The 20,912-nt window shown below is 38.5% G+C and carries 22 protein-coding genes; 4 read left to right on the forward strand and 18 right to left on the reverse strand.

The window, feature by feature from the left end; all coding sequences use genetic code 11:
• Nucleotides 1-720 precede the first annotated feature (720 nt).
• The 4 genes from SIO70_RS02955 to SIO70_RS02970 all read right to left on the reverse strand — a co-directional run bounded on the left by SIO70_RS02955 (nt 721) and on the right by SIO70_RS02970 (nt 7,130).
• Nucleotides 721-2,994, reverse strand: coding sequence for a hypothetical protein (locus SIO70_RS02955; RefSeq protein ID WP_320579293.1), 2,274 nt, complete (start codon nt 2,992-2,994; stop codon nt 721-723).
• A 709-nt stretch (nt 2,995-3,703) separates the two neighbouring features.
• On the reverse strand, nt 3,704-4,717 hold the full coding sequence (locus tag SIO70_RS02960) for a hypothetical protein (protein ID WP_320579294.1): 1,014 nt from the start codon (nt 4,715-4,717) through the stop codon (nt 3,704-3,706).
• A 336-nt stretch (nt 4,718-5,053) separates the two neighbouring features.
• A complete protein-coding gene (locus SIO70_RS02965) occupies nt 5,054-5,458 on the reverse strand; it encodes an SWIM zinc finger family protein (RefSeq protein WP_320579295.1) in 405 nt (134 codons plus the stop codon).
• 139 nt (nt 5,459-5,597) lie between these two features.
• A complete protein-coding gene (locus tag SIO70_RS02970) occupies nt 5,598-7,130 on the reverse strand; it encodes an ATP-binding protein (RefSeq protein WP_320579296.1) in 1,533 nt (510 codons plus the stop codon).
• A gap of 368 nt (nt 7,131-7,498) precedes the next feature.
• On the opposite strand from SIO70_RS02970, the gene SIO70_RS02975 reads away from it, so the two are divergent.
• A complete protein-coding gene (locus SIO70_RS02975; RefSeq protein ID WP_320579297.1) occupies nt 7,499-7,621 on the forward strand; it encodes a hypothetical protein in 123 nt (40 codons plus the stop codon).
• A gap of 1,296 nt (nt 7,622-8,917) precedes the next feature.
• Here the strand turns inward: SIO70_RS02975 and SIO70_RS02980 are convergent.
• From SIO70_RS02980 to SIO70_RS33340, 7 genes are all read right to left on the reverse strand, one after another.
• Nucleotides 8,918-9,115: a cold-shock protein gene (locus SIO70_RS02980; RefSeq protein ID WP_320582085.1), complete on the reverse strand. Its 198-nt coding sequence runs from the start codon at nt 9,113-9,115 to the stop codon at nt 8,918-8,920.
• 4 nt (nt 9,116-9,119) lie between these two features.
• On the reverse strand, nt 9,120-9,392 hold the full coding sequence (locus SIO70_RS02985) for an RNA recognition motif domain-containing protein (protein ID WP_083730502.1): 273 nt from the start codon (nt 9,390-9,392) through the stop codon (nt 9,120-9,122).
• A gap of 27 nt (nt 9,393-9,419) precedes the next feature.
• On the reverse strand, nt 9,420-9,656 hold the full coding sequence (locus SIO70_RS02990) for an RNA recognition motif domain-containing protein (RefSeq protein WP_146965722.1): 237 nt from the start codon (nt 9,654-9,656) through the stop codon (nt 9,420-9,422).
• Between the two features lie 150 nt (nt 9,657-9,806).
• Entirely contained in the window at nt 9,807-9,935 is a 129-nt protein-coding gene (locus tag SIO70_RS02995; RefSeq protein ID WP_179091394.1) for a hypothetical protein, read from the reverse strand.
• Between the two features lie 279 nt (nt 9,936-10,214).
• The gene (locus SIO70_RS03000; protein WP_320579298.1) at nt 10,215-10,658 is read right to left on the reverse strand and encodes a cold shock domain-containing protein; all 444 of its coding nucleotides are present in this window, start codon (nt 10,656-10,658) and stop codon (nt 10,215-10,217) included.
• Nucleotides 10,659-10,693: 35 nt separating this feature from the next.
• The gene (locus SIO70_RS03005) at nt 10,694-11,212 is read right to left on the reverse strand and encodes a helicase-related protein (protein WP_320579299.1); all 519 of its coding nucleotides are present in this window, start codon (nt 11,210-11,212) and stop codon (nt 10,694-10,696) included.
• A 17-nt stretch (nt 11,213-11,229) separates the two neighbouring features.
• Nucleotides 11,230-11,325, reverse strand: a complete 96-nt coding sequence (locus SIO70_RS33340) for a DEAD/DEAH box helicase (RefSeq protein ID WP_414017900.1) — start codon at nt 11,323-11,325, stop codon at nt 11,230-11,232.
• A 599-nt stretch (nt 11,326-11,924) separates the two neighbouring features.
• Between SIO70_RS33340 and SIO70_RS03010 the strand changes: the two genes are divergently transcribed.
• Together SIO70_RS03010 and SIO70_RS03015 are read left to right on the forward strand one after the other, a co-directional pair.
• Nucleotides 11,925-13,085: an acyl-CoA desaturase gene (locus tag SIO70_RS03010; RefSeq protein ID WP_320579300.1), complete on the forward strand. Its 1,161-nt coding sequence runs from the start codon at nt 11,925-11,927 to the stop codon at nt 13,083-13,085.
• Nucleotides 13,086-13,184: 99 nt separating this feature from the next.
• Nucleotides 13,185-13,388, forward strand: coding sequence for a hypothetical protein (locus tag SIO70_RS03015; protein ID WP_320579301.1), 204 nt, complete (start codon nt 13,185-13,187; stop codon nt 13,386-13,388).
• A gap of 290 nt (nt 13,389-13,678) precedes the next feature.
• Here the strand turns inward: SIO70_RS03015 and SIO70_RS03020 are convergent, their stop codons facing one another.
• Nucleotides 13,679-13,972: an antibiotic biosynthesis monooxygenase gene (locus SIO70_RS03020; RefSeq protein ID WP_320579302.1), complete on the reverse strand. Its 294-nt coding sequence runs from the start codon at nt 13,970-13,972 to the stop codon at nt 13,679-13,681.
• A 138-nt stretch (nt 13,973-14,110) separates the two neighbouring features.
• The gene (locus SIO70_RS03025; protein WP_320579303.1) at nt 14,111-15,640 is read right to left on the reverse strand and encodes an ATP-binding protein; all 1,530 of its coding nucleotides are present in this window, start codon (nt 15,638-15,640) and stop codon (nt 14,111-14,113) included.
• Between the two features lie 376 nt (nt 15,641-16,016).
• Between SIO70_RS03025 and SIO70_RS03030 the strand changes: the two genes are divergently transcribed.
• On the forward strand, nt 16,017-16,736 hold the full coding sequence (locus tag SIO70_RS03030) for a transglutaminase family protein (RefSeq protein ID WP_320579304.1): 720 nt from the start codon (nt 16,017-16,019) through the stop codon (nt 16,734-16,736).
• Nucleotides 16,737-16,876: 140 nt separating this feature from the next.
• On the opposite strand, the gene SIO70_RS03035 is transcribed toward SIO70_RS03030, so the two are convergent.
• Genes SIO70_RS03035 through SIO70_RS03055 form a run of 5 tightly spaced genes read right to left on the reverse strand, consistent with a single transcriptional unit; the run spans nt 16,877 to nt 20,909 of the window.
• Nucleotides 16,877-17,656, reverse strand: coding sequence for a DUF475 domain-containing protein (locus tag SIO70_RS03035; RefSeq protein ID WP_320579305.1), 780 nt, complete (start codon nt 17,654-17,656; stop codon nt 16,877-16,879).
• 14 nt (nt 17,657-17,670) lie between these two features.
• Complete coding sequence (locus SIO70_RS03040; protein WP_320579306.1) at nt 17,671-18,336, reverse strand: OmpA family protein; 666 nt, start codon at nt 18,334-18,336, stop codon at nt 17,671-17,673.
• A gap of 11 nt (nt 18,337-18,347) precedes the next feature.
• The gene (locus SIO70_RS03045) at nt 18,348-19,001 is read right to left on the reverse strand and encodes a TerD family protein (protein ID WP_320579307.1); all 654 of its coding nucleotides are present in this window, start codon (nt 18,999-19,001) and stop codon (nt 18,348-18,350) included.
• Nucleotides 19,002-19,013: 12 nt separating this feature from the next.
• Nucleotides 19,014-19,580, reverse strand: a complete 567-nt coding sequence (locus SIO70_RS03050) for a TerD family protein (protein ID WP_320579308.1) — start codon at nt 19,578-19,580, stop codon at nt 19,014-19,016.
• Nucleotides 19,581-19,583: 3 nt separating this feature from the next.
• On the reverse strand, nt 19,584-20,909 hold the full coding sequence (locus tag SIO70_RS03055) for a hypothetical protein (RefSeq protein WP_320579309.1): 1,326 nt from the start codon (nt 20,907-20,909) through the stop codon (nt 19,584-19,586).
• Nucleotides 20,910-20,912 lie beyond the last annotated feature (3 nt).

Here is a 20,912-nt window from a genome sequence, read left to right on the forward strand (position 1 = left end):
ACAATACACATACTACCACTTCCCATTAAACTTTCAAGTGAAGGAGTTTCAAGACTTATACTTTACCCGATATGAAATTATTGCATTGCATGATGATTAACAAATCTAAGCACACGAAAAATATTTCATAAAACAATGAATATCAAATTGGTTATCTGCAATTCAGTTCCGACTTCGGCATATCCTTCTACTCTAATGATTTTCACAATTCTCCCGATTAGGCATAGCGCAATTTATTTTTTGTAGTACGAATCGTGGCAATTGCTTACTAGAAAAACGAGGGCGATTATATTTACTTATCGCCCTCGTTATCTTAACGAAGGTAATTTTCACCTTCGTTAAGATTCTAACAGATAACAAACAATTCACAGTACAATTTCGGACAGTAGTTTTAGTAATTAATTTCACTAAGAAACATGTGAATATGAGATAAATCTTCTGCAAACTGGTTCGAACTTCGTCCCTCGCAGCCCGCAAGCTTTAAGCCTTCAGATTGAAAGATCTGGAGGCTTTTTGGTTTTTTGTGGGGATGGTAATTGAGATTGATTGAGCAGTCATGTCATGAATGATTTCGACTGTAACAGGTTTGGGGGTTCGAATGGCTACCAATTCTTCTACATTTCTTTTAATACAATCAGCTTTCCCCATGTTACCCATTAGAGTTCGGGCAGTGTCTTAACTGAAGGCTGACCAGAAGTAATGGTCAGCCTCTCTATATTCTTACTTCGCCGCTATCGTTATCGCTTTTGCATCCTCCCCGGTTCCAATCGTTATTGTACTATTAATCCCATCTTTCAGCCCCAACACACTGGCATGCTGCAATAAGAAATGCCCCAACACCCGCGTGTAATAACTTTGCTTAAATACCAGCATAAACCCATTCAGACATTTTTCAAACCGCTTCTTATCATATCCCTGATTCGTCTTTATCATCTGCTGTAATGTCGTCAAACTTATGACGGCATCCTTCAGTGTATCATACAGCGAGTTAGTCGCCCTGATAACGCCGGCAAATGAATCTCCAAATATCCAGTTGGACGATTTGCCTTCAAAGAAAGCTAATTGAGGATCACCTTTCTTTTTGATATAGTCAGCAGCCATCTCACCATAGGTGCTGATTTCGGTACTCATATCATAGTTGGATAAGAACTCGAACCACAACGGGGCATACAGCTCCTGCCTGATGGATGGAGAAGAACGGTTTCTAAAGATGCTCAGCCAACTCATGGAGGCTGCCATCGCATTGGCCATGAGTTTTAAATTTAAATCACCCCAGCCATATTTTGCAATCTGTTGGAGGAGCAATGAAAAGGTATGATGATCGAAAGAAAGTTTGGTGTCGATAGAGACGTTATTGCCAATGAGTCCTTCATCGACGTATTTGTGGGATAGATTAAGTACATCCTGCTCCCTGATACTTCCCCATAATACACCTGCATCCAGGTATTTCGACAGGTCTTCCATGGAGAGTTTTGGATCTACGGTGATCATCTCCGTGAGTAAATTGAAATTGAATTCCTGGATAGAAGGACTGGTAGTATTGGCATATGTTTCCATGGTGGCACTAAAGTCGCCTAACATAGAACCTTTCGCTTTTCCTAATGACCACTTGTACCCTAGCGTACGATCTATTTTAACCTGTTGATGACCTGTGAAATTGGTAATTGTAGAGATCTTATTGTCTACATAGTCACTACTGGAAAGTATGTTGATATCAAAGATCTTAAGACCAAATCCATAGGAACGTTTCACTGTCAGTGTTTTCTCCTGCAGGAAGGAGTGCAACTTATAGGTCACACTTTTATTACGCATGGCATCTAACAATGTGGCGGGTTTGAACTTCAGCAGGTCCTCATGATAGTTCAGCAGAGAAGAAGTGGGCAGGCTTACTGATAGTACGGTCTGGTTTTCTTCTATGCGCTTGTATTGATACGCGAAGCCAAATTCAACGTTTAGTTTGGCAATGCAGGTGATACCGTCAATGACTTTCTTCTTTAACGCCAGGACTTTATCCAGCAGTGCGTTTGCTGATGCGGGGACGTTTTCAAGACCAAAATATGCCAGGAGTTTTTCTATCAATCGTTGTTGGCTGGCATCGGTGATACCTTGCTGCCAGTTTTCAATGGTGCTGACGATCTCTTTTGAATCGCTGCCGAAAATCGCTTTGCTTATCTGGTCATATATAGCGATGAGCTGTTCCTTTACCTGGTCTGGTTCTGCAAAGCCGACTTTAATGTCAAGTCCCGCGCTGCCAGATATCGTTTTGCCGATTTTGCGCCGGAAGTCGACTCGACATTGATCCTCTGCTTCTTTGATAAGGATGTAGGAAAAATCATCCAAAATGGATACATCAAAAGATGCACTGACGGATGGACTGAAATTGATATCAAGTGTTACTGGTGCAGGGAGCAGCCTGGTGATGAATGACAGGGTTTGTGAAAATATATTTGACCAGCTGATTTTAAGACTGGCTGAAAGCTTACCATTGACGATAAATCCTAATGCGTCTCCTTCTGCAAGGCTTTGCACATCATCCTTACGTAAGATCGTCTGGAAGGATTTGATATCTGAAAGGAAGGCAGCATTGATCGCTTCGCCATTGTTATGTTGCTTATAAAACAAGGACTTTGCAGAACCTGCCGCAGTAAGATCCATATCGAACCCCAGGTCTTTCAAACTTATCTGACCGTTTGCTTTTGCTGACAATGCGGTGGTGTACTTTAGATAAGTTTCGGAACTGGTATTGAAGGTCAATGCTGTATCCTTTACTGAGAGGATGTTGTCGACATCCTGGTCGTCCTCGTCGTTGAATAGCATGACATCGAACTCAGCTCCTGCACCGAAGGTAAACGTTACATTAGATAGTGCAACCGGGTAGGATTTTTCGTATTTCAACACGATGGGATTTTCATTTGCCATCAGGCTTTTGTCTTTTAAAGGGGTGGACAGTAATAACTCCTTTATTGGTGCTAGTACCTGTGATAAGTCTTCCATAATCTAGTTTTGAGGTGATTGGGATTATTGACAAGAATAATATTTTGTGGTCAGAAAAAAAATACCTACTACTTTGTATTTATATTATTTTCTTTATTCTCTGCTTCCGCAGGAACATGCATGTTATCAAATTGATATGCAGCCATTTATCTATCATATACTGATTTTTAATTATTCGTATAAGCAGTGTGCAGGTAATTAACGTAGCGACTTTCTAATAATTTATATTGTTCATCCTGATGTAGATGAAGACTATCCTAATCGTACCTATCTCAGTTTACTATTTAATCAATTGGAAGACTTTGCTGAGTGATATTTCCCGCAAAATTTTATTTTTTGGTGAAAGTATTCATCATAACTACTCTTAAGTTATACATAGACCTAAAATTGATAGCTTCAATTCTGGTCAATCGAAGCAGGAGGTAATCTCGTTTTGGAGTTTAAGTAAAATCAGAATAGATGAGTACAGTACAATCTTCTATAGTTGTTTTAATAAGAAATTTCACTAATGAAAACATGAATTTTAGATAAATCATCCATAAATTGGTTCGAAAGTTGTCCCTCACACCCCGCTAGAAAGTAAGACCCGCTCTATGAGCGGGTCTTACTTTTTGAAGAATATTGATAAATTTCTAAAATGTTTGTTTTCAACCTTATAAGCGTTCGAAATTAAATGTATTATGTATTCTGGGCTTAGCATACCAGATAGTTATTGCCCATTTTCTAAAATAATGACTTTATCCAACTCCTGAATCATAGCCGGCCGACGAGAATATTTCATGTTTAACTTTTTTGCAACACCTATAATTTTTTCTCTTCCAGCCGGGATGCTTTTTATTACCTTTTTCATTTTACCCGCGAGGTTTGCATACTCAACCCGATTGCAAGCGATATCGCCTTGTCGCTCAAATGCAGGTACGTATAAATCTAATAGTTCTATCGGATAATGTTTGGATAGGTGATCATGGTATTGCGATATCCTGCTCAATTCAGTTTCTTTACTTACTAAATTTAAGAGCTTTTCCCAGTACTTCTCTTCAATATAAATTGGTGCAAGTGTATCAAGGAAAAGCTTATCAGGCGAATGCCATACTTTACCTTTATTTTTCTTGTACAGCTGATTTATTTCAACTATTTTCTCCTCAATATGCGTTTCAATAACTTTCTTCCATTCAGCATTGGTATAGGTCTTTCTCCATTTAATATAATAATCCCGGTTGAACCAGCGATCAAAGGCAAATTTTTTGGTATAAAACCTGATAGTTTCCCTATCCTTTTCTATTTCTGCAATTCGGAGTAATTCTTTTTCCCAATTGGAAACAGTCCCTGGATGGTCTTTCTGTTTGGCTATTTTTATTCCATCGGCTATTAACTTTTTTGCTGTAATGTAATCTTTTTCAATTACGGCACTTTCTACTTGACTTTGCCTAATTTCAACGACATCTAAATTTTGCTGAATAAGCTTACTGATTTCACCAGTCCTTCCGATTGCTTTTAAAAATTTGATTTTCCTTGTAAGAAATGAATTCTTTCGATATTCACTATGATCGGCTGAGTTTTTATTTATTTGATTATCAATATAATTCAAGAAGGCGTCTGCCTTATTTAGTAGCTCCGCCAGATATTGATAAATATTTATCAACGCATATCCAAAGTCTCCATAATCGAAATATAACGGATTATTCAGTTCTGTTTGTAAGAAGATAAATATTTGTTCTTTCAAATCAATTGAAGCTTTTTTGGCTACTACAACATTTTCAATCAGCTGTATAATAGCTCCAATAAGATCTCCAATATCACCATTTGAATCGTCGCTATACTCAATAAGTTTTGTTACCTCTTTTAAAATAGCGCGTGCAAGGATAAAAACTTCGTTATAATTATTATTCAGGAGAAAAGAATTCCCTTTTTCAAGGAGTTTATTGATGTCGTTTGTAAGATTACGAGTTGCCCGATAGTCAATAAAGCCATTGGTGGAATATTTTCGGATAATACTTTTGACAAGGTCTGTATATTTTTTTGCAACATCAATACCTTCATCTTTGTGCGCAAACCACAGTTAAAAAGCAGATTTAAAATTCTTGTCTTTTGTAGCATGTGTGAGAATAAATTCCTTGTACTCTTCTATATTTATTTTTTGCAATAACTTTTTAAAGTCTGGTTGTGTCGCCCTCTTTGCACTGACAATGGTGTTAGACAACTCTTCTTTAAGTAGGAACAATACTGCTACAACATGTTTGCATGTATCACCATCATACGGGCAGTCGCAGGAGTAATCTTCAATTTTGTTTTTATTTCCAAGTTTTATCTCAACAAAATAGGTTGTGCTTCCTGCCACTTCCGCCTGCCAATAATTATTATCAGTTTCTTCAAGATCAATTACTGCTCCATCTTCGTAATACTGTCTTCCTCGTTGTATTATGACTGAGCCTATCTGGAGCTCAAAATTTTTAAGGGTAAGCATGATTTAAATATAGAATTGCAGAAGGAAATAAGCCAATGTAAAATAACTATAATTCGCCTGTTAATTTTAAAATTCAAAATGAGTTTCATTAGCGGATATATATATGTACTAATAGAACAATTGACATGAACATGGATTCTTATTCTATTTCTTTCACCAAAAATTCCTGAACAGCTCTTTTCTCTGATGAGAAATTGATACCAATAGCTATTTTATTTCTTGCATCCATTTGATATGGACGCAGATACCCCTTCTCAAAAATCTGATCCAGCGCCACATTTGCTGAGCTATTCAGTTTCAATTCTATCGCAAAAATATATTGATCTGTAAATACAAGTACATCGCACCTGCCGGTAGCACTATGTACTTCACTGCGTACATCAAAACCTAAGCGCTTAAAGGAGAGATGCACAATGATATGAAAGATCGATTCGCTTTCAGCTTTCCAATGATCATAAGGAATAGTTGATAAAAGGACATCCAACGCTTTGATCATTTGAGGCATATCATTACTTTTTAATGATTCGCTCAAATCATCTGTAACAGACATGGAGTCATAACCCGGAAATACATTTCTGTAAGCGCTCAGCAGCGCGTCAGTCAGGCTTTCTCTTACTTCCGTATTTGGATATCCTAACTCATACAATCTTTTATTAGCATTATATCCTTTGATGGTTAGGTAACCTGTTTGAAACAGCACAGGTATTACCGCAATATGTTCTACATTAAAACTACTCAGCGCATTCTCGCCAATATGTACATTTTCCAGATCATATTCCTTATTTTGTTTCATAAGGTTCACCAACCATGTAGGAGTACCTGTATGAAACCAGTAGTTCCTGAAATCACGCCCATCCATATATTTCAATAAAGAAAATGGATTGTATACTCGTTCAGCTTCTTCATGCCAGGCATAACCGTTATACCATGATTTTAGCTTCCCTAAAAAATCAGGCTGTTGTTGCTGTATTTCTGCAATCTCATCCGCAAAGTCTTTTTCTAATTCCTGCTGGGTAATTCCGGCAATTGTTGCATATTTTCGATGGATCGTGATATCATTCAGATTATTTAAATCAGAAAAAATACTCACTTTAGGGAACCTGCTAACTCCGGTAAGTAACAACAAACGAATATATTGATCAGAATCCTTTAATACAGAGTAAAAACTCTTAAATATCGACCTGTTTTCTTCCACTTTCTCTAAATCCTCCAGGTAATCCGTAATAGGTTTATCATATTCGTCAATGAGGATCACCACCTTTCCATTGGCAGAAGCCTTACGGATCAATTCTTCAAATCTTCCTTTCAAATGAATAGATTCCAGTTCTAATCCCAGGTCTTTTGCTATAACACCCATTTCTATACTGAGAGCGTCGTATAAACCTAATTTTTGATAGTCAAGTTTACTTAGTCTTAAATGGATTACCGGATGTTTTTGTTCCCAATTCCATTGATCATAGATCCAAAGTCCTTCAAATAATTCACTGTTTCCACTAAAGATCGCCTTAATGGTGGATAACAATAATGATTTTCCAAATCGTCTGGGACGACTTAGAAAATAATAATTACCAGACTCAATCAATTTATGTATTGATTGAGTTTTATCAATATATAAAAAGTCCTCCTTCCTTATTTTCTCGAAATCTTGTATACCAATTGGATATTTCCTCATATAAACAAAGTTAAAATAAAATACATGACAAATGGCTTAACCGCACTCTGAATACCGCCTTCAACTATCATTTCCACCAGGATTAAATGTATGCGCTGCTAGCCTATTACTTTATTGCTTAATATTTCATTTTATAAAACAATGACGTATATATAACTTACTTATAATAAGTAAGTTAATATTAAACTTTGAGAGGTTTTAGTAGTTTGTGCTATATAATATTTTAATAACTGTTATTAATGAGTGACACTAAAAGATTGCTATCAACATTTTTACTACGCAAATCGGGTGCGTATTGTGAAATTAGTTTTGTGTCAAAAGGGAGTATAAGTTCCTTATTAAATTAAAATGGATTAATATTTGTTGTCATGCATCCATATATTCCGCATCTATTACAAGATATTATTGCTGCTTATCGCACAGAAAAACCACGTGAAGAAAGAGAAAAAAACCTTCAGGAAATTCTGGAAGATTTTATCGATGAGCAATAAGAAAGAATACATACTTTCGGTTACTTCTGTAACCTGAAGGAGGAAGATTTTCCACCTTCAGAACAACTTCTAAAGAAAGATATGAAGTTAGTAAGCAGCGCTTTCAAAAAGATGATGCGAAGTTGGAATCTTCAATGCCTTCTGCCCAAATCTCTACCTCCTGATCTTGAGTATAAACTCCTTATCCGGATGCTTAATCGTAAATTTAATCCTCAACATTCTGGTATTGTACAATTTGCATATTGTACTATGAATACTAATACTTGCCTTCTGGAACGGTATTGTACCTGTTTGAAACAAACGAAATCTGAAAATGGTGGCAGTTTTCTGGAAAGCAAGATTTAAATCCTATACAGTATAATGAGATGTTTATTTTATGTTTAGCATTAAATTTCACTAATGTATTTGCTAATCTTAGATAAATCTTCCGCGAACCGGTGCGAAACTTGTCTCCGGTAGCCCGCAAAAAGGATCGATTATCTAAAAGATGATCGATCCTTTTTCGTTTCCTGTCCAATTCCATTGGGAAACACCAGTTTTTTATTTTTTCCTTCATGCTGTTATTCTCTGGACTGCCATACGATAGCCAGTTGTGAGGAAAAAATCGGCCACATAATCTATCTTTTCTTAAAGGTTTGATAGGGTGAAGCTACATTTTCCCAAATTCTACTATTCCGCCACTGTCCTTGTCATACCCAGCCGAACAGTTCCTGAAACTTTTCTTGGGTCTTTTCATCCAACGTGTATGCTATTTTGTTTTCAATAAAGAATATTTTGACAGTTGGCTTTGTAGCGTACCATATTTGATAAAATGAAACTGGAACAATTCAGTGGAATTGGGAGTATAAGGAATCGATCAGGTGTTGAGTGCTGGTTTTTCGTTCGAATCTGGTTATGCTTATTTTGACTGTAAATCCTGTAATCTGCTACAGTAAAGGGTTAGGCTGAGCTCTAATTCGGTAGCCAAATAATGCCGATTTTATACGGCTAGTGCTTGAGAGGAAAGAACCTGTTTGAATAATACTATACGTAAGATTTTTAAATGAGATTTTATAGTGTTATCCAGCTATACTAAATCATTGTGGCAGCCATTCACATCTAACTCGATCAGGCATTTAGTTACAATTGTGACCAGAAACCAAGTAATAAAAACTGTTTGTTGGTGGAAGTTTGTAAAAAATAGGCTGCAAAAAATAAATGCATAGATAGGGGAAGCAATAGATATTGGAGGGCAAAGATTCTGTAAAATAAAAAAGCTCTGCGCATGCGCAGAGCTGGAAAATAAATTATAATGGTTTAAAGAACGCGAACGTTCACCGCATTTAATCCTTTTTGGCCGTTTTGTACTTCATAAGACACCCTGTCGTTCTCACCGATCTCATCATTCAGGCCCGTTACATGAACAAAGATGTCTTTGCTTCCATCAGCAGGCGTAATAAAGCCAAATCCTTTAGAAGCGTTGAAGAATTTTACTGTACCTTCTTGCATTGTTATTGATTTATTGATAAAAAATTGTTTTTCCTATAGTCTTTTCGTTACATAGTGCCTCGCTTACCGAAAGGTGCTGCTGCATAAATTTTTTTTTGTTCAGTGCAGCAATTGCATTGTCTCCTGCTGTTGCTGTATGCATATAAACATACCCAAAGCCACGCGGATTATTATTTATGTCTCTGGCAATTTCTGCCCACTTTACTTTACCAAACTTTGAAAACAGTTGGAAAAGATCTGGTGATGCAATTTCGTTTCCCAAATTGCCTATAAATATTTTCATGGGCACATTAACTTTTGCATACCTGGTTTACATAGCTTCACTTACTTCCAGGTACTGATTCTTATAATTTAGTTGGTTAAGCGCATGTATCGCTTTTATTCCTCCCTCCTGCGATTCCATCAGTACAAATCCAAAACCTCTTGATCCGCCGTTTTTCTTGTCCATTATTATACCTGCTGAACAAACATTGCCGAATGCTTCAAAAAGCTTGGTCAGTTCTGTTTCTGATGCCTTCAGGTGTAAATTCCCGATATAGATTTTCATGACGAATATTTTATAGCTTGCTGATGAATAGTTCTTATCTCCTGCGACCGAACTGATATGGAGTTGCCGTTTTGAGACGTGCTTCGTTCAAGACTATAGATTGCATTTACACAATGCTATGATTTAGCTTTTCTATTGCCTTTTTACCAGTTACGCACCCTGCCATTTCAACAAAGCAAACCCTCTGGGATGTTTTGTTAAATTATCAGTGATGATTTTTACGGATTTGACTGCCCTGAATTCTGCGAAGAGATCATGTAATTGTTTCTTTGATGTCATGTGACTCAAGTTTCCTATGAAAATGCTCATAATTGCTGTTTGAAAAATAAAAATGGCAACTGAGACGCAAAACTGAAGATGAAATTAAGATGATTGCAGTTCAGAGAGGGCAATGGCAGAAAACCAATATCTACATGAAGGTACGTTATTATATTGTATAATCCTTCATCCAATTCAAAATATACTTCTGTAGAAAAAACGTAAGTATTGACAATCCGGCAAGGCAGGAAAGTGCACAGACGATACAAAAGCACAATGCTTTGTACCTTCTGTGTTTATCTATTTTCTTAGCACCTGTACATTTACAGCACTAAAACCTTTCGATCCTTTTTGCAATTCGTAACTGACCTTGTTCCCTTTTTTCAGCAATTGCGAAATATTGTTGCTATGTACAAAAATGCTCTCTTTACTTTGGCTGTCGCTGATAAATCCATATCCTTTAGCTTCATCAAATGACAGTACTAAACCGGAGTGTCGTAAGTCATTTTCCCTGTCTTGCGGTGCAGCCCCAAGTATAATATCCGCAGGGTCTATTTCTATGCGGTTGCGCATATCCGGCGGCCGGGAAGTCAGGTTCCCGTTTTCGTCCAGGTACGCCATCATTTCATCCAGGCTTTTGCCTTTCTTGTTGTTGAGCTTGCGCTGCTGCATCTTCTCGACTTTCTCCTTTCGTTCTTTTGCTTTTTTCTTTTTCAGTTCCTTTTTTAAAAATGTTTCGGCCATGTATTTTGATATTCTTTAGAAATGAGTAAACTTTATTACCTCAGGTGAGCAGGTACTTTTAATACAGGTACCGGGAATCCTATCAGCTTCTGAATGCTATTCAGGTAACCTGCTTCTTTATAATCGAAAAATGATATAGCCTTACCTGTAGCTGCTGCCCCTCTCCCGGTACGGCCAATGCAGTGTACGTATGTTTCTGCAGCTTCCGGTATATTGAAATTCACTTCCCGTGGCAAATGATCTATATCAATACCTCTTGCCGCTATATCTGTTGCTATGAGCACTTTAACGCGCTCCTGGCGGAAATCACTTAACGCTTTCTGTCTTGTATTCTGCGATTTGTTACCATGAATTGCAGCAGCGTGAACACCGGTTCCTTCCAGTTGCTTTACCATTTTGCCCGCGCCATGTTTGGTACGTGTAAAAACGAGCGATCTTTCTGTTCCTGCGTCTCCTCCAAAAACAGGCGTATACCTTAATCTGATTTTTTCACCATAAGACTTGAAATTCTCCGCAATTTGTATGGCTAGCTCTCTCGTCGGGGTAAGAATCAATGATCTTATTTTGTTATCTACCTTTTGACTGCAACTAAGTAATGCAGGATAGGGACAGCGAAGGCAGCAGTTTTACCGATTCCGGTCTGGGCAATACCCAATAGATCCCTCATAAAAGTATTTCAGGAATTGACTGTTGTTGTATTGATGTAGGGGTTTTATCTCCCTTGCCATTAAGAGCTTGTAGGATAGGTGCTATAATATCTAAATCGTTAAATGTCATCATTACTTATTGAGCCGCCTTTAAGTTTTTAGAGGTGGTGTGATTGAATATGTGCTAAAACAGCACATTATTACCAGGCAACTGTATCGTAGATGGTTGTTTGGTATATGAGTATGGTGAGCAATAGGATTACGGCACTATAACTGCGCATTATGCACTTTATGTCCGGGCCAAATTAAAGAATGGCAGTGCTCATGTCCTGTTAAGAAAGCAATCGGCACAACCCTATTGAAGAAAAAGATTATCCGTAATTATTTGACGGAACAACTGGCAATCGGAAAAGCGAAGACTGAGAAGAAAGGATGAAACGATACAAATCAGAGAGGCAAGACTTATGCCATAAGTGACAAAGATAACAGATTTTACGCGGATAGAAAAATAAAACATGTCAGATGACACTGTTTGAAACCTTTTTATTTATACAAGCTTCATTTTATAAAGGTGGTTCGAACCAAATGAGCGTAAGATATAAGCAATAAAAAGCAATAGATGAACAGGAAAACAGGTGCTAAAAAATTGATTTTTCTTGTCTTTTTCCCCCATTTTTACAGCATGGGAAAGCTGGTCTACAATAGAAAATCCATATTCTTCAAGGCACTTAAAATCGAGATAGAAAATTATTTTGCCGAAAACGGTATTGAGAAAACCGGGAACTGGAAACTTTATATAAAGTCCTTTATTCTTATTTTACTGGCTCTTGGTTCCTATATCTACCTGCTTGCATTTAATTACTCTTTCCCCTTTGGCATTGTACTATCCGGGCTATTAGGGTTTATTCTTGCAGGCATCGGTTTTAATATAATGCATGACGCGAATCACGGCTGTTACTCGACTAAAAAATGGGTAAATAGTTTGATGGGGCTTACACTAAATGCTTTAGGGAGCAATGCGTTTATATGGAAGCAAAAACATAATATCATTCATCACACTTACACAAACGTAGATGGTTTGGATGATGACATCGCCAAAAGCCCGATCATAAGGCAAAGCAGCACGCAGGTCTGGAAACCAGTTCATCAGTTGCAGCATATATATCTTTGGTTTGTCTATGCGCTCAGTTCTATTTTATGGATTTTTGTTACAGATTTCATGAAATACGGCACGCAGAAAATATACACCACAGAGTTAAAGCATATGAATTTTAAAGAGCACTTTATTTTTTGGCTAAGTAAAGTGCTGTACGTTATTTTTTATATCGTGATCCCTGTCATATTTGTAGGCGCACAAAAGTGGCTGATAGGGTTCTTGTGTATGCATATCACATTAGGCCTGTCGTTGGCAATCGTATTTCAGCTGGCACATGTTGTGGAAGAAACTGAATTTGCATTTTGCAGCGAAGATGATGTTGTAATCGAAAATGAATGGGCGGTACACCAGCTTAAGACTACGGCAAACTTCGCGCCTGGTAATTTCTGTATAACATGGTATGTTGGAGGGCTGAATTACCAGATAGAGCATCATCTCTTTCCCCGTATAAGTCATATTCATTATCCTGCACTCAGCAAAATAGTACAATTGAAATGCGAGGAGTTCGGCATCCTATACAATTGCATACCGACAATTACCGCTGCAATTGCCTCTCATTATAATCATATGCGTTCATTGGGTGTGAATCCCGATAAGAAAATCGAAATAAGTAACCACATCTAACTTCAATAATACAGCCGCATCAAAAGATGCGGCTGTATTATTGAAATGTTTCGATGGTGCTGTTATCGCATCTATTGATCAGACATTACCGGAAAAACAATGACTTATCACCAACCGGAGGTAAGTGCATATATTGCACAGCTTATACAGACCGGTGCTTCTGAGGATGATGCAGCGTACATTGCAAGATTCTGTGTGGCGATTGCTAACGGAGAATTCGATACCAATAAAAGTGATGTGAAACAACTACTAGGCAGAAGTCCTGTCAGTTTAAAAGATTTTTTGCAAAATATATACAGTTAATTGGTAGAAGAGTAAATCCTATGTGGAAGTTTATAATGAAAAGTTTTGGCGTAAAGACCCACTTTTCCATGTTCAATGTAAAGTCGGCCAGGTCTTCGAACACTGTACCTAACAGCGCGCTGCAATGACAAAACCCGCTGTTAGTCAGCGGGTTTTGTCATTGCAGGATTTTTGCAGCAATTGTAACTACTTACTATTCAACTGTTGTTGGTTCGAATCCCTTTTTTATTTTACAATATTGCGGTAAACAGCCTTGTAGCTAATTTTAACGCCAGTTACGGAAAACAAATTTATAATTCAATTTCCTTAAAATGCTCTACAACTGGGAATGGATCATAATAATGATGCAATAGTTCCTTCCAATGCACATAGACATCGGATTGTCTAAAACCTACTGTGTGGTCTTCTAACTTATCCCATTCGACTAACAGAATATATTTGTCGGCGTTTTCTAAACATTTTTGCAAACTGTGATGACGATAACCAGGTATTGATCTGATATATTGTCCTGCTTTCTTAAAATCTGTTTCAAATTCCGAGTATAGTCCCGGCTTTATATTCAAAATCGCTACTTCCAATATCATAATATTAAATTATATCGCTATCCGCAGTTTGGTAATTAAGGAAGATACAAGATACTAAATGATACTGATAAGTCTTGTTTCATGGACTCAAAGAAGATGTCAATAGAGATGCCGCTCCTGAATAAATGTTATGCAAAATCAGCTCACCTCTTTGACCAAAAATTCTTCAACAGATCGTTTTTCTGAAGAGAAGCTTATACCAATAGCTATTTTCTTTCTATTTTCTAATTGGTAAGAACGCAAATAACCTTTCTCAAAAATCTGATCCAGGGCCGACTGCGCAGTTCCATTCAATTTTAACTCTATAGCAAAAATAAATTGTTCAGTGAACACCAGTACATCGCATCTACCAGTAGAACTATGTACCTCGCTACGTACATCGAGGCCTAAGCGTTTAAAGGTTAGATGTACGATGATATGAAAGATTGATTCACTTTCAGACTTCCAATGATCGTAAGGGATGGTGGAGATAATTACATCCAATGCTTTGATCATTTGAGGCATATTGTTATTTTTCAAAGCCTGTCCCAAATCATAAGTAACAGCCATTGAGTCGTTGCCTGGAAATATATTTCGATAAGCACTCAGCAGCGCATCTGTCAAACTTTCTTCTACCTCCTTATTGGGATAACCAAGCTCATATAATCTTGTATCTTCATCATAATGTTTAATGGTCAGATACCCTGTCTGGAACAAAACCGGTACTGACGCAATATGCTCCACATTAAAACTACTCAAAGCGTTTTCTCCAATTCGTATATTTTCAAGTTCAAATTCCCGGTTATTCCTCATCAGATTCACTAACCAGGTGGGTGTACCTGTTTGAAACCAAAAATTTTGAATCCGCCCAGACCCCATATAACTCAGCACTGAAAATGGATTATATACCCTACTTGTGCCATCCCATGAATATCCGTTATACCATTCTTTTAATTTCTGTAAAATATCAGGGTGTCTTTGCTGAAGAACATTTATTTCTTCTTTAAAATCTGACTCGAGCTCTTGCTGGGTGATACCCATCAATGTGGCATAATGAGGATTAAGCGTAATATCGTACAGGTTATTCAGATCAGAGAAAATACTGACCTTTGAAAATCTGCTTACCCCGGTTATCAGCAACAAACGAATATATTCGTCAGCATCTTTTAATACAGAATAAAAACTTTTAAATACCGATCTGTTTTCCTCCACTTTTTCTATATTTTCCAGATAATCGGTAATAGGCTTATCATATTCGTCAATCAGGATCACAACTTGTCCATTGACAGAAGCCTTACGGATCAGTTCTTCAAATCTTCCTTTTAAATGACTAGCTTCCAGTTCCAGGCCCAGCTCTTTTGCTAAAACACCCATTTCCATACTGAGTGCTTCATACAATCCTAATTTTTGATAATCAAGCTTACTAAGCCTTAAATGTATCACTGGGTGCTTTTGTTCCCAATTCCATTGATCATAGATCCAAAGCCCTTCAAATAATTCTTTATTGCCGCTGAAAATCTCCTTGATAGTAGACAGTAGCAGAGATTTACCAAAACGTCTGGGGCGACTCAGAAAATAATAATTACCTGAATCAATCAATTTATGAATCGATTGAGTTTTATCAATATATAAATACCCCTCCTTTCTTATTTTCCCGAAATCTTGTAAGCCTATTGGATATTTTCTCATAAAATCAAAGATAAAATAAAATCAATGACAAAGTTTTGTTACCCACTCTTAGTAAGCACAACAGCTAAGGAGTCCTATTTCCAATTTTATACCAGCACATTGACACAAAAGCTATAGCACCAGACATGCATTGCTACAGGAAATATATAACTAAATAAACATATGACTTGAAGAAGAAATTTTCATGCCTTCATGCTGAAAATTTGGAGTTTTTGGCTTATAATTCAATTTTTGCCAACAGGAATTAGTTTTTTTAGCAACTTTCAACATTATTCGGTACCCTTGGACATATTTTATAAATACTCTGGCTTTTATGCTCTTACAAGCTTCCTCCTTTTTTGAATTATGTACTGAGTACCCTGTCACCAGTATTTTCATGTTACGTTCCAAAAGCGAACCTACACAGTTTATCAGGCAGGAAGCGTTTTTAACAACTCCGCTGGTGCCCGTGAGTGAGTATATTGATGGGTATGGCAATATTTGTCAACGTACTATTTTACCTGTAGGAACTACCATCATTGAAAGTAGTGTTATAGCTGAGTGCGATGAGAATATTGATGTGAATCCAGCCGCAGCATATGTACCGATAGAAGAGTTACCCGGTATTGTATTGCAATTTCTGCTACCCAGCAGGTATTGTGAGTCAGACAAAGTCGGTGAACTGGCCATGGAAATTATAAAGGATATACAATCGGGGTATGAACAGGTAGAAGCAATCCGGCAATGGTGTTTCCAAAACATATCCCGTCAGTATGGTTCTACCAATAGTTCTACATCTGCTATAGATGTGTTGCAAAGCAGAACAGGCGTATGCAGGGATTTTACGCATGTAGCGATAGCACTGTGTCGAAGTATAAATATACCTGCCCGTATGGTGGTAGGATATCTGCATGACTTGAAACCAATGGATTTACATGCATGGTTTGAAGCGTATGTAGGGGATCGGTGGTATACATTTGATGCGTTGATGGAGAAACCGGTTGGAGGCAGGATCATTATGGCCATCGGTCGCGATGCGGCTGATGTAGCTTTTGCCAGTCATTTTGGAGAGGTCGTACTGGTGAAGATGGAGGTGAATGTGGATGAGGTGAAGTAGGGAAACCGGTGGCTTCCCTAAATTTCTTCTTCTTCAACAGCCTGAGACGTGCAGGAAATCCCAGGCTGTCGGTTTGTCCATTTACTACTACAATAGCGCATAGGGATATAAATAGTGTCAATAAATAATCTCGTTATATATTAAATATATTCACTTTTACGTGGAATATTCAACAATGACGATGTCAAAATAGGTACAAAAAACACCAACACCGTCACTATGGATATCCCCACATCAGCTGCATGACTGCCTAATACATGACTAAATGAGCTATCCGGATAGAAATGTTCAAACAGCGACAATACCAGCTTCACACCCAGTATACCAATCACAATAAATGCCGCGGTTTCTAAAAAGGTATACTTCTCCATCAGCTTTACAAACCATTGGGCTATGAAACGCATGGCAAAAATACCGATGAATACACCTGTACAAACAAGAATGATATTAGGAGAAAAAGCTACCGCTGCAAATACATTGTCAATGGAAAATGCCATATCCATGATTTCTACGATGCAGATGGTGGCCCAGAAATTACCAATCGTACCAACAGTCGCCTTGTACAACCACTTATTGGATTTATCTACTGCTGCATCTTCTTCATCACTACCACGATACCAGTCGTATACAAGGTATAATAGATACAACCCTCCCAGCGGCTTTAACCACCAGATCTTTACCAGCACAGCAGCAAAGATCATGGCAAGGCCACGAAATATATAAGCCCCCCAGATACCAAATTTGAGGGCTTTGCCCCGCTGTGATTTAGGGAGGTCCATTACGATGGTCGCAAGCACTGCGGCGTTATCTACTGACAGCAGACTTTCTATAATGATGAGGTTACAAATAATCGCAACGCTGGTTCCGGGATGATAAATAATATCATTCCAGAGCAGGGTTAGATCTTGTGAGATGTTCATGGAAAATTTATTAACTATTCAATACTTACTTCTACCCGACGATTTTGGGTACGCCCTGTTTCGGTGTCATTTGTCGCGATGGGATTGTCAATACCTTTGCCTATAGCTGTGATCATGCTCGCGTCAACTCCTTTGGAGATGAGATATTGCTTAAATGCCACTGCCCTTTCCTGAGCCAGTCTCTTATTTACAGAGATATCACCTTCACTGCTGGCATAGCCATAGATGGTGATTTTGTGTGCTTTCTTTATTTCCTTTACGACTTCGTCGGAAATAGCAATAGGAGCGGAGTTGCCTTTGTTAAATGAAGCGGCAATACGGGCAGGAGCAGCGACAGGGGGAGGAACCCCGGAAGCAGTAGGAGCCCCCTCAGCAGAGCTTTGAACAGTGACAGGAGGAACCCCGGCAGCGGTAGGAGCAGGATCAGTAGCAACAGGCGAATCAGCTACAGGGCCAGGAGCAGCAACTAAAGCAGCTGTATCCATAACCGGAGTTGAAGTAGCTGTATCCGGAACTATAACAGCCGCATCAGCTACTCCTGTTTCCTTTTTTGGCACAAAAAACCAAACCGCCACTCCAACAATCACCACTACTAATAATAACACTATCCATAATTTATTCTTCTTTTCCGGCACCACCACCGGAACAGGATCATTATTCTTACTAAGATTAAAAGCCATAAAAAATATTTTTAAGTGTACATATTAACCAATGTCTGTAAACTACCTGTATGCGCTCTACCCATCGCCTCAAACTCCCACGAATTCCCAACCCTGAATAACCGCCCAAACTCCACTGCATCCTCTTTCGTATATTTATCCTTCAGATCAAACCGCAATATCTCCTCACCTGTACTCTCATTGATGATCCTGATATAACAATCTTCCACCTGTCCAAAATTCAGGTTCAGCGTACGCCTGTCCTTCTTATTATCATGCGGGTATTTACAGATCGTACAGCAGATGATGATCTGTTCTACATCAGGCGTGATTTTAGAAAGATCAATAAACATGTCTTCATCATCATCGCCATCACTCCTTCTTCCATCAGGGTCATCTATCGCCCCCATGATCGCACCATCTTGGGTAATAGGCCGCATCAGCCCTTTCTCTACCGGATCTTCTATATAATTTCCCATCCTTACCTGTCCATAAAAAACAAAATAAGAATCAGAAGGAATCTTAAAACTCCCATTCAAGGCAAATGCAGATACATCCAGATCAAAGTCAGGTCCTCCCGGCTGATCGTTGGGATCCCATCCCATACCTATCCTCACTACCGTAAGACCGGGAGCCGCTTTTGACAAGGAAAATCTTTCTCCTTTTGTTAAATTAAAACTTCCCATAAAAAATGATTATTATTGATACATATCAACCAGTGTATTCAGTCCCCCGGAAAACGCCTGCCCCACAGCTTCTACATCCCATTGCCCATTATTCCTTGACAACGTCGCAATGATCACAGAATCTTCTTCTTTGAATTCTTCATTGAGCCGGTATTGACACAAAAGCGTATTATCAGCCCCATTACGAATATTGATATAAGCATTCCGCACATAACCGAAATGATGTGCACGTGATGCTGCCTGATCGATAGTCACCGCAAAGTAGAGATACTCAATTTGCGCATCGACCTTTCCGAGATCAATGGAAATGATCTCATCATCTCCCTCTCCGGTACCATCCCTGCTATCGCCCGGATAGTAAGCAGCACCATCAGGACTGGTGTTGTTATTATAGAATACAAAAAACTCATCCTGCGGCAACTTGCCATTGGCCCCCATCATAAAGACAGAGAGGTCCAGGTCTACATTGTGACCATTTACATTTGCTGTATCCCAACCCAGTCCTGCTATAATTTTACGCAGCCCGGGTGTCGTTTTTTCCAGTGATACAGGTTTCCTTTTCTCTAAATGAATTGCCATAACTTACTTTTTTGATGGAGGTAATGGTGGTGGTAATGGAGGTTTATTCTTATTCATAACCGGCGGTAATGGCGGCTTTGCAGCCGGCAATGGCGGAGCTGGTGAAGAAGATGAAGCAGCCGGAACTGCCGGTGGTAATGATGGAGCCGGAACCGGAGGTGATGACGATGGAACTGAAACCGGCAGTGGTGATGAAGAATCCGAAACCGGCAGGTGCGAGGTTGTAACCGACACCCTTGCTGATGCAGGTGGCACAACAACCTTTTTGGATAACCCCGCAAAAACCAACTCCATCGTATCTTTCAACCAAACAGGTTCTACTTTCTTCACACGGGGATATTTCTTCAATAACTTATTCAAAAAATAAGATGTACTGATTTCTTCTCCTACCAATAATACAACTGTGTTATCCACATTTAATTTATTCTCCTCCAATAAACCATCGATATTGTTATACACCACCTGATCATTGGAATAAAATTGTAACCGTTCATTCAGTGTCCGCTCCTTCACCTGAAACCAATACTTATGCCCATCCGTCAATTCCACTTCTCCCTTTATAACCGGTGAAAGCTGATTGAGCTGATCTGTGCAAAAAGGCAGTATCGCACCTGTTTCCTTCTCTATATCAATCGACAAAAATGACTGCTGCGCAATGATGTATTCTATGATCATTTCCGCCAACAGCTTCACTCTTGGATCAGCACCCTGCCCATCCATCGACAAGGCACTTACAGGCCCCTGCTGGAAATTTTCATACAACTTAAAATAAAGGGTGCCATTCAGTCCATTCAACAACAACACATGATTACGAGGTGTAATAACACCCCATCCTGCCAATACTTCAAACAACGCGGCATCATAATTCACCCTGCTTGTACTGAAATATCCTGCATCTATAAACAAGCTTTCTATCAGCGCCTTCTCTTTGTCTTCGATATCCACATCAAACAAAAAATGAAGCGACAAATGCTGCCGATAAGATTCTATGGAATCATTTTTATACAATACTGTATTGATAAAGAAAGACAGACATTGCTCTACTCCGTAGTAAAACAGTTGCTTTACAGGTTTCTTATTACCATATATAGTAAAATGCTTTGCCGGATCTTTGATGATCTCAAAATAGTCTCCATATGCATTTGGATGATGCTGGTTGAACATATCCCTCGCCGCATTTCCAAATATGAAATCATTCCCATTCACATAGAAATACAACAATACCTCGTTGCTATCCTTTATAATCAGGGGTGCATACGCATTACTATTAGCCTGGTACCAGAATGAGACTAATCGCCTGGATATCTTCACGAGCAATCGAAAGGTCATAGT

Origin of the sequence: Chitinophaga sancti (genome assembly GCF_034087045.1) — a bacterium.
Lineage (GTDB): Bacteria > Bacteroidota > Bacteroidia > Chitinophagales > Chitinophagaceae > Chitinophaga > Chitinophaga sancti_B.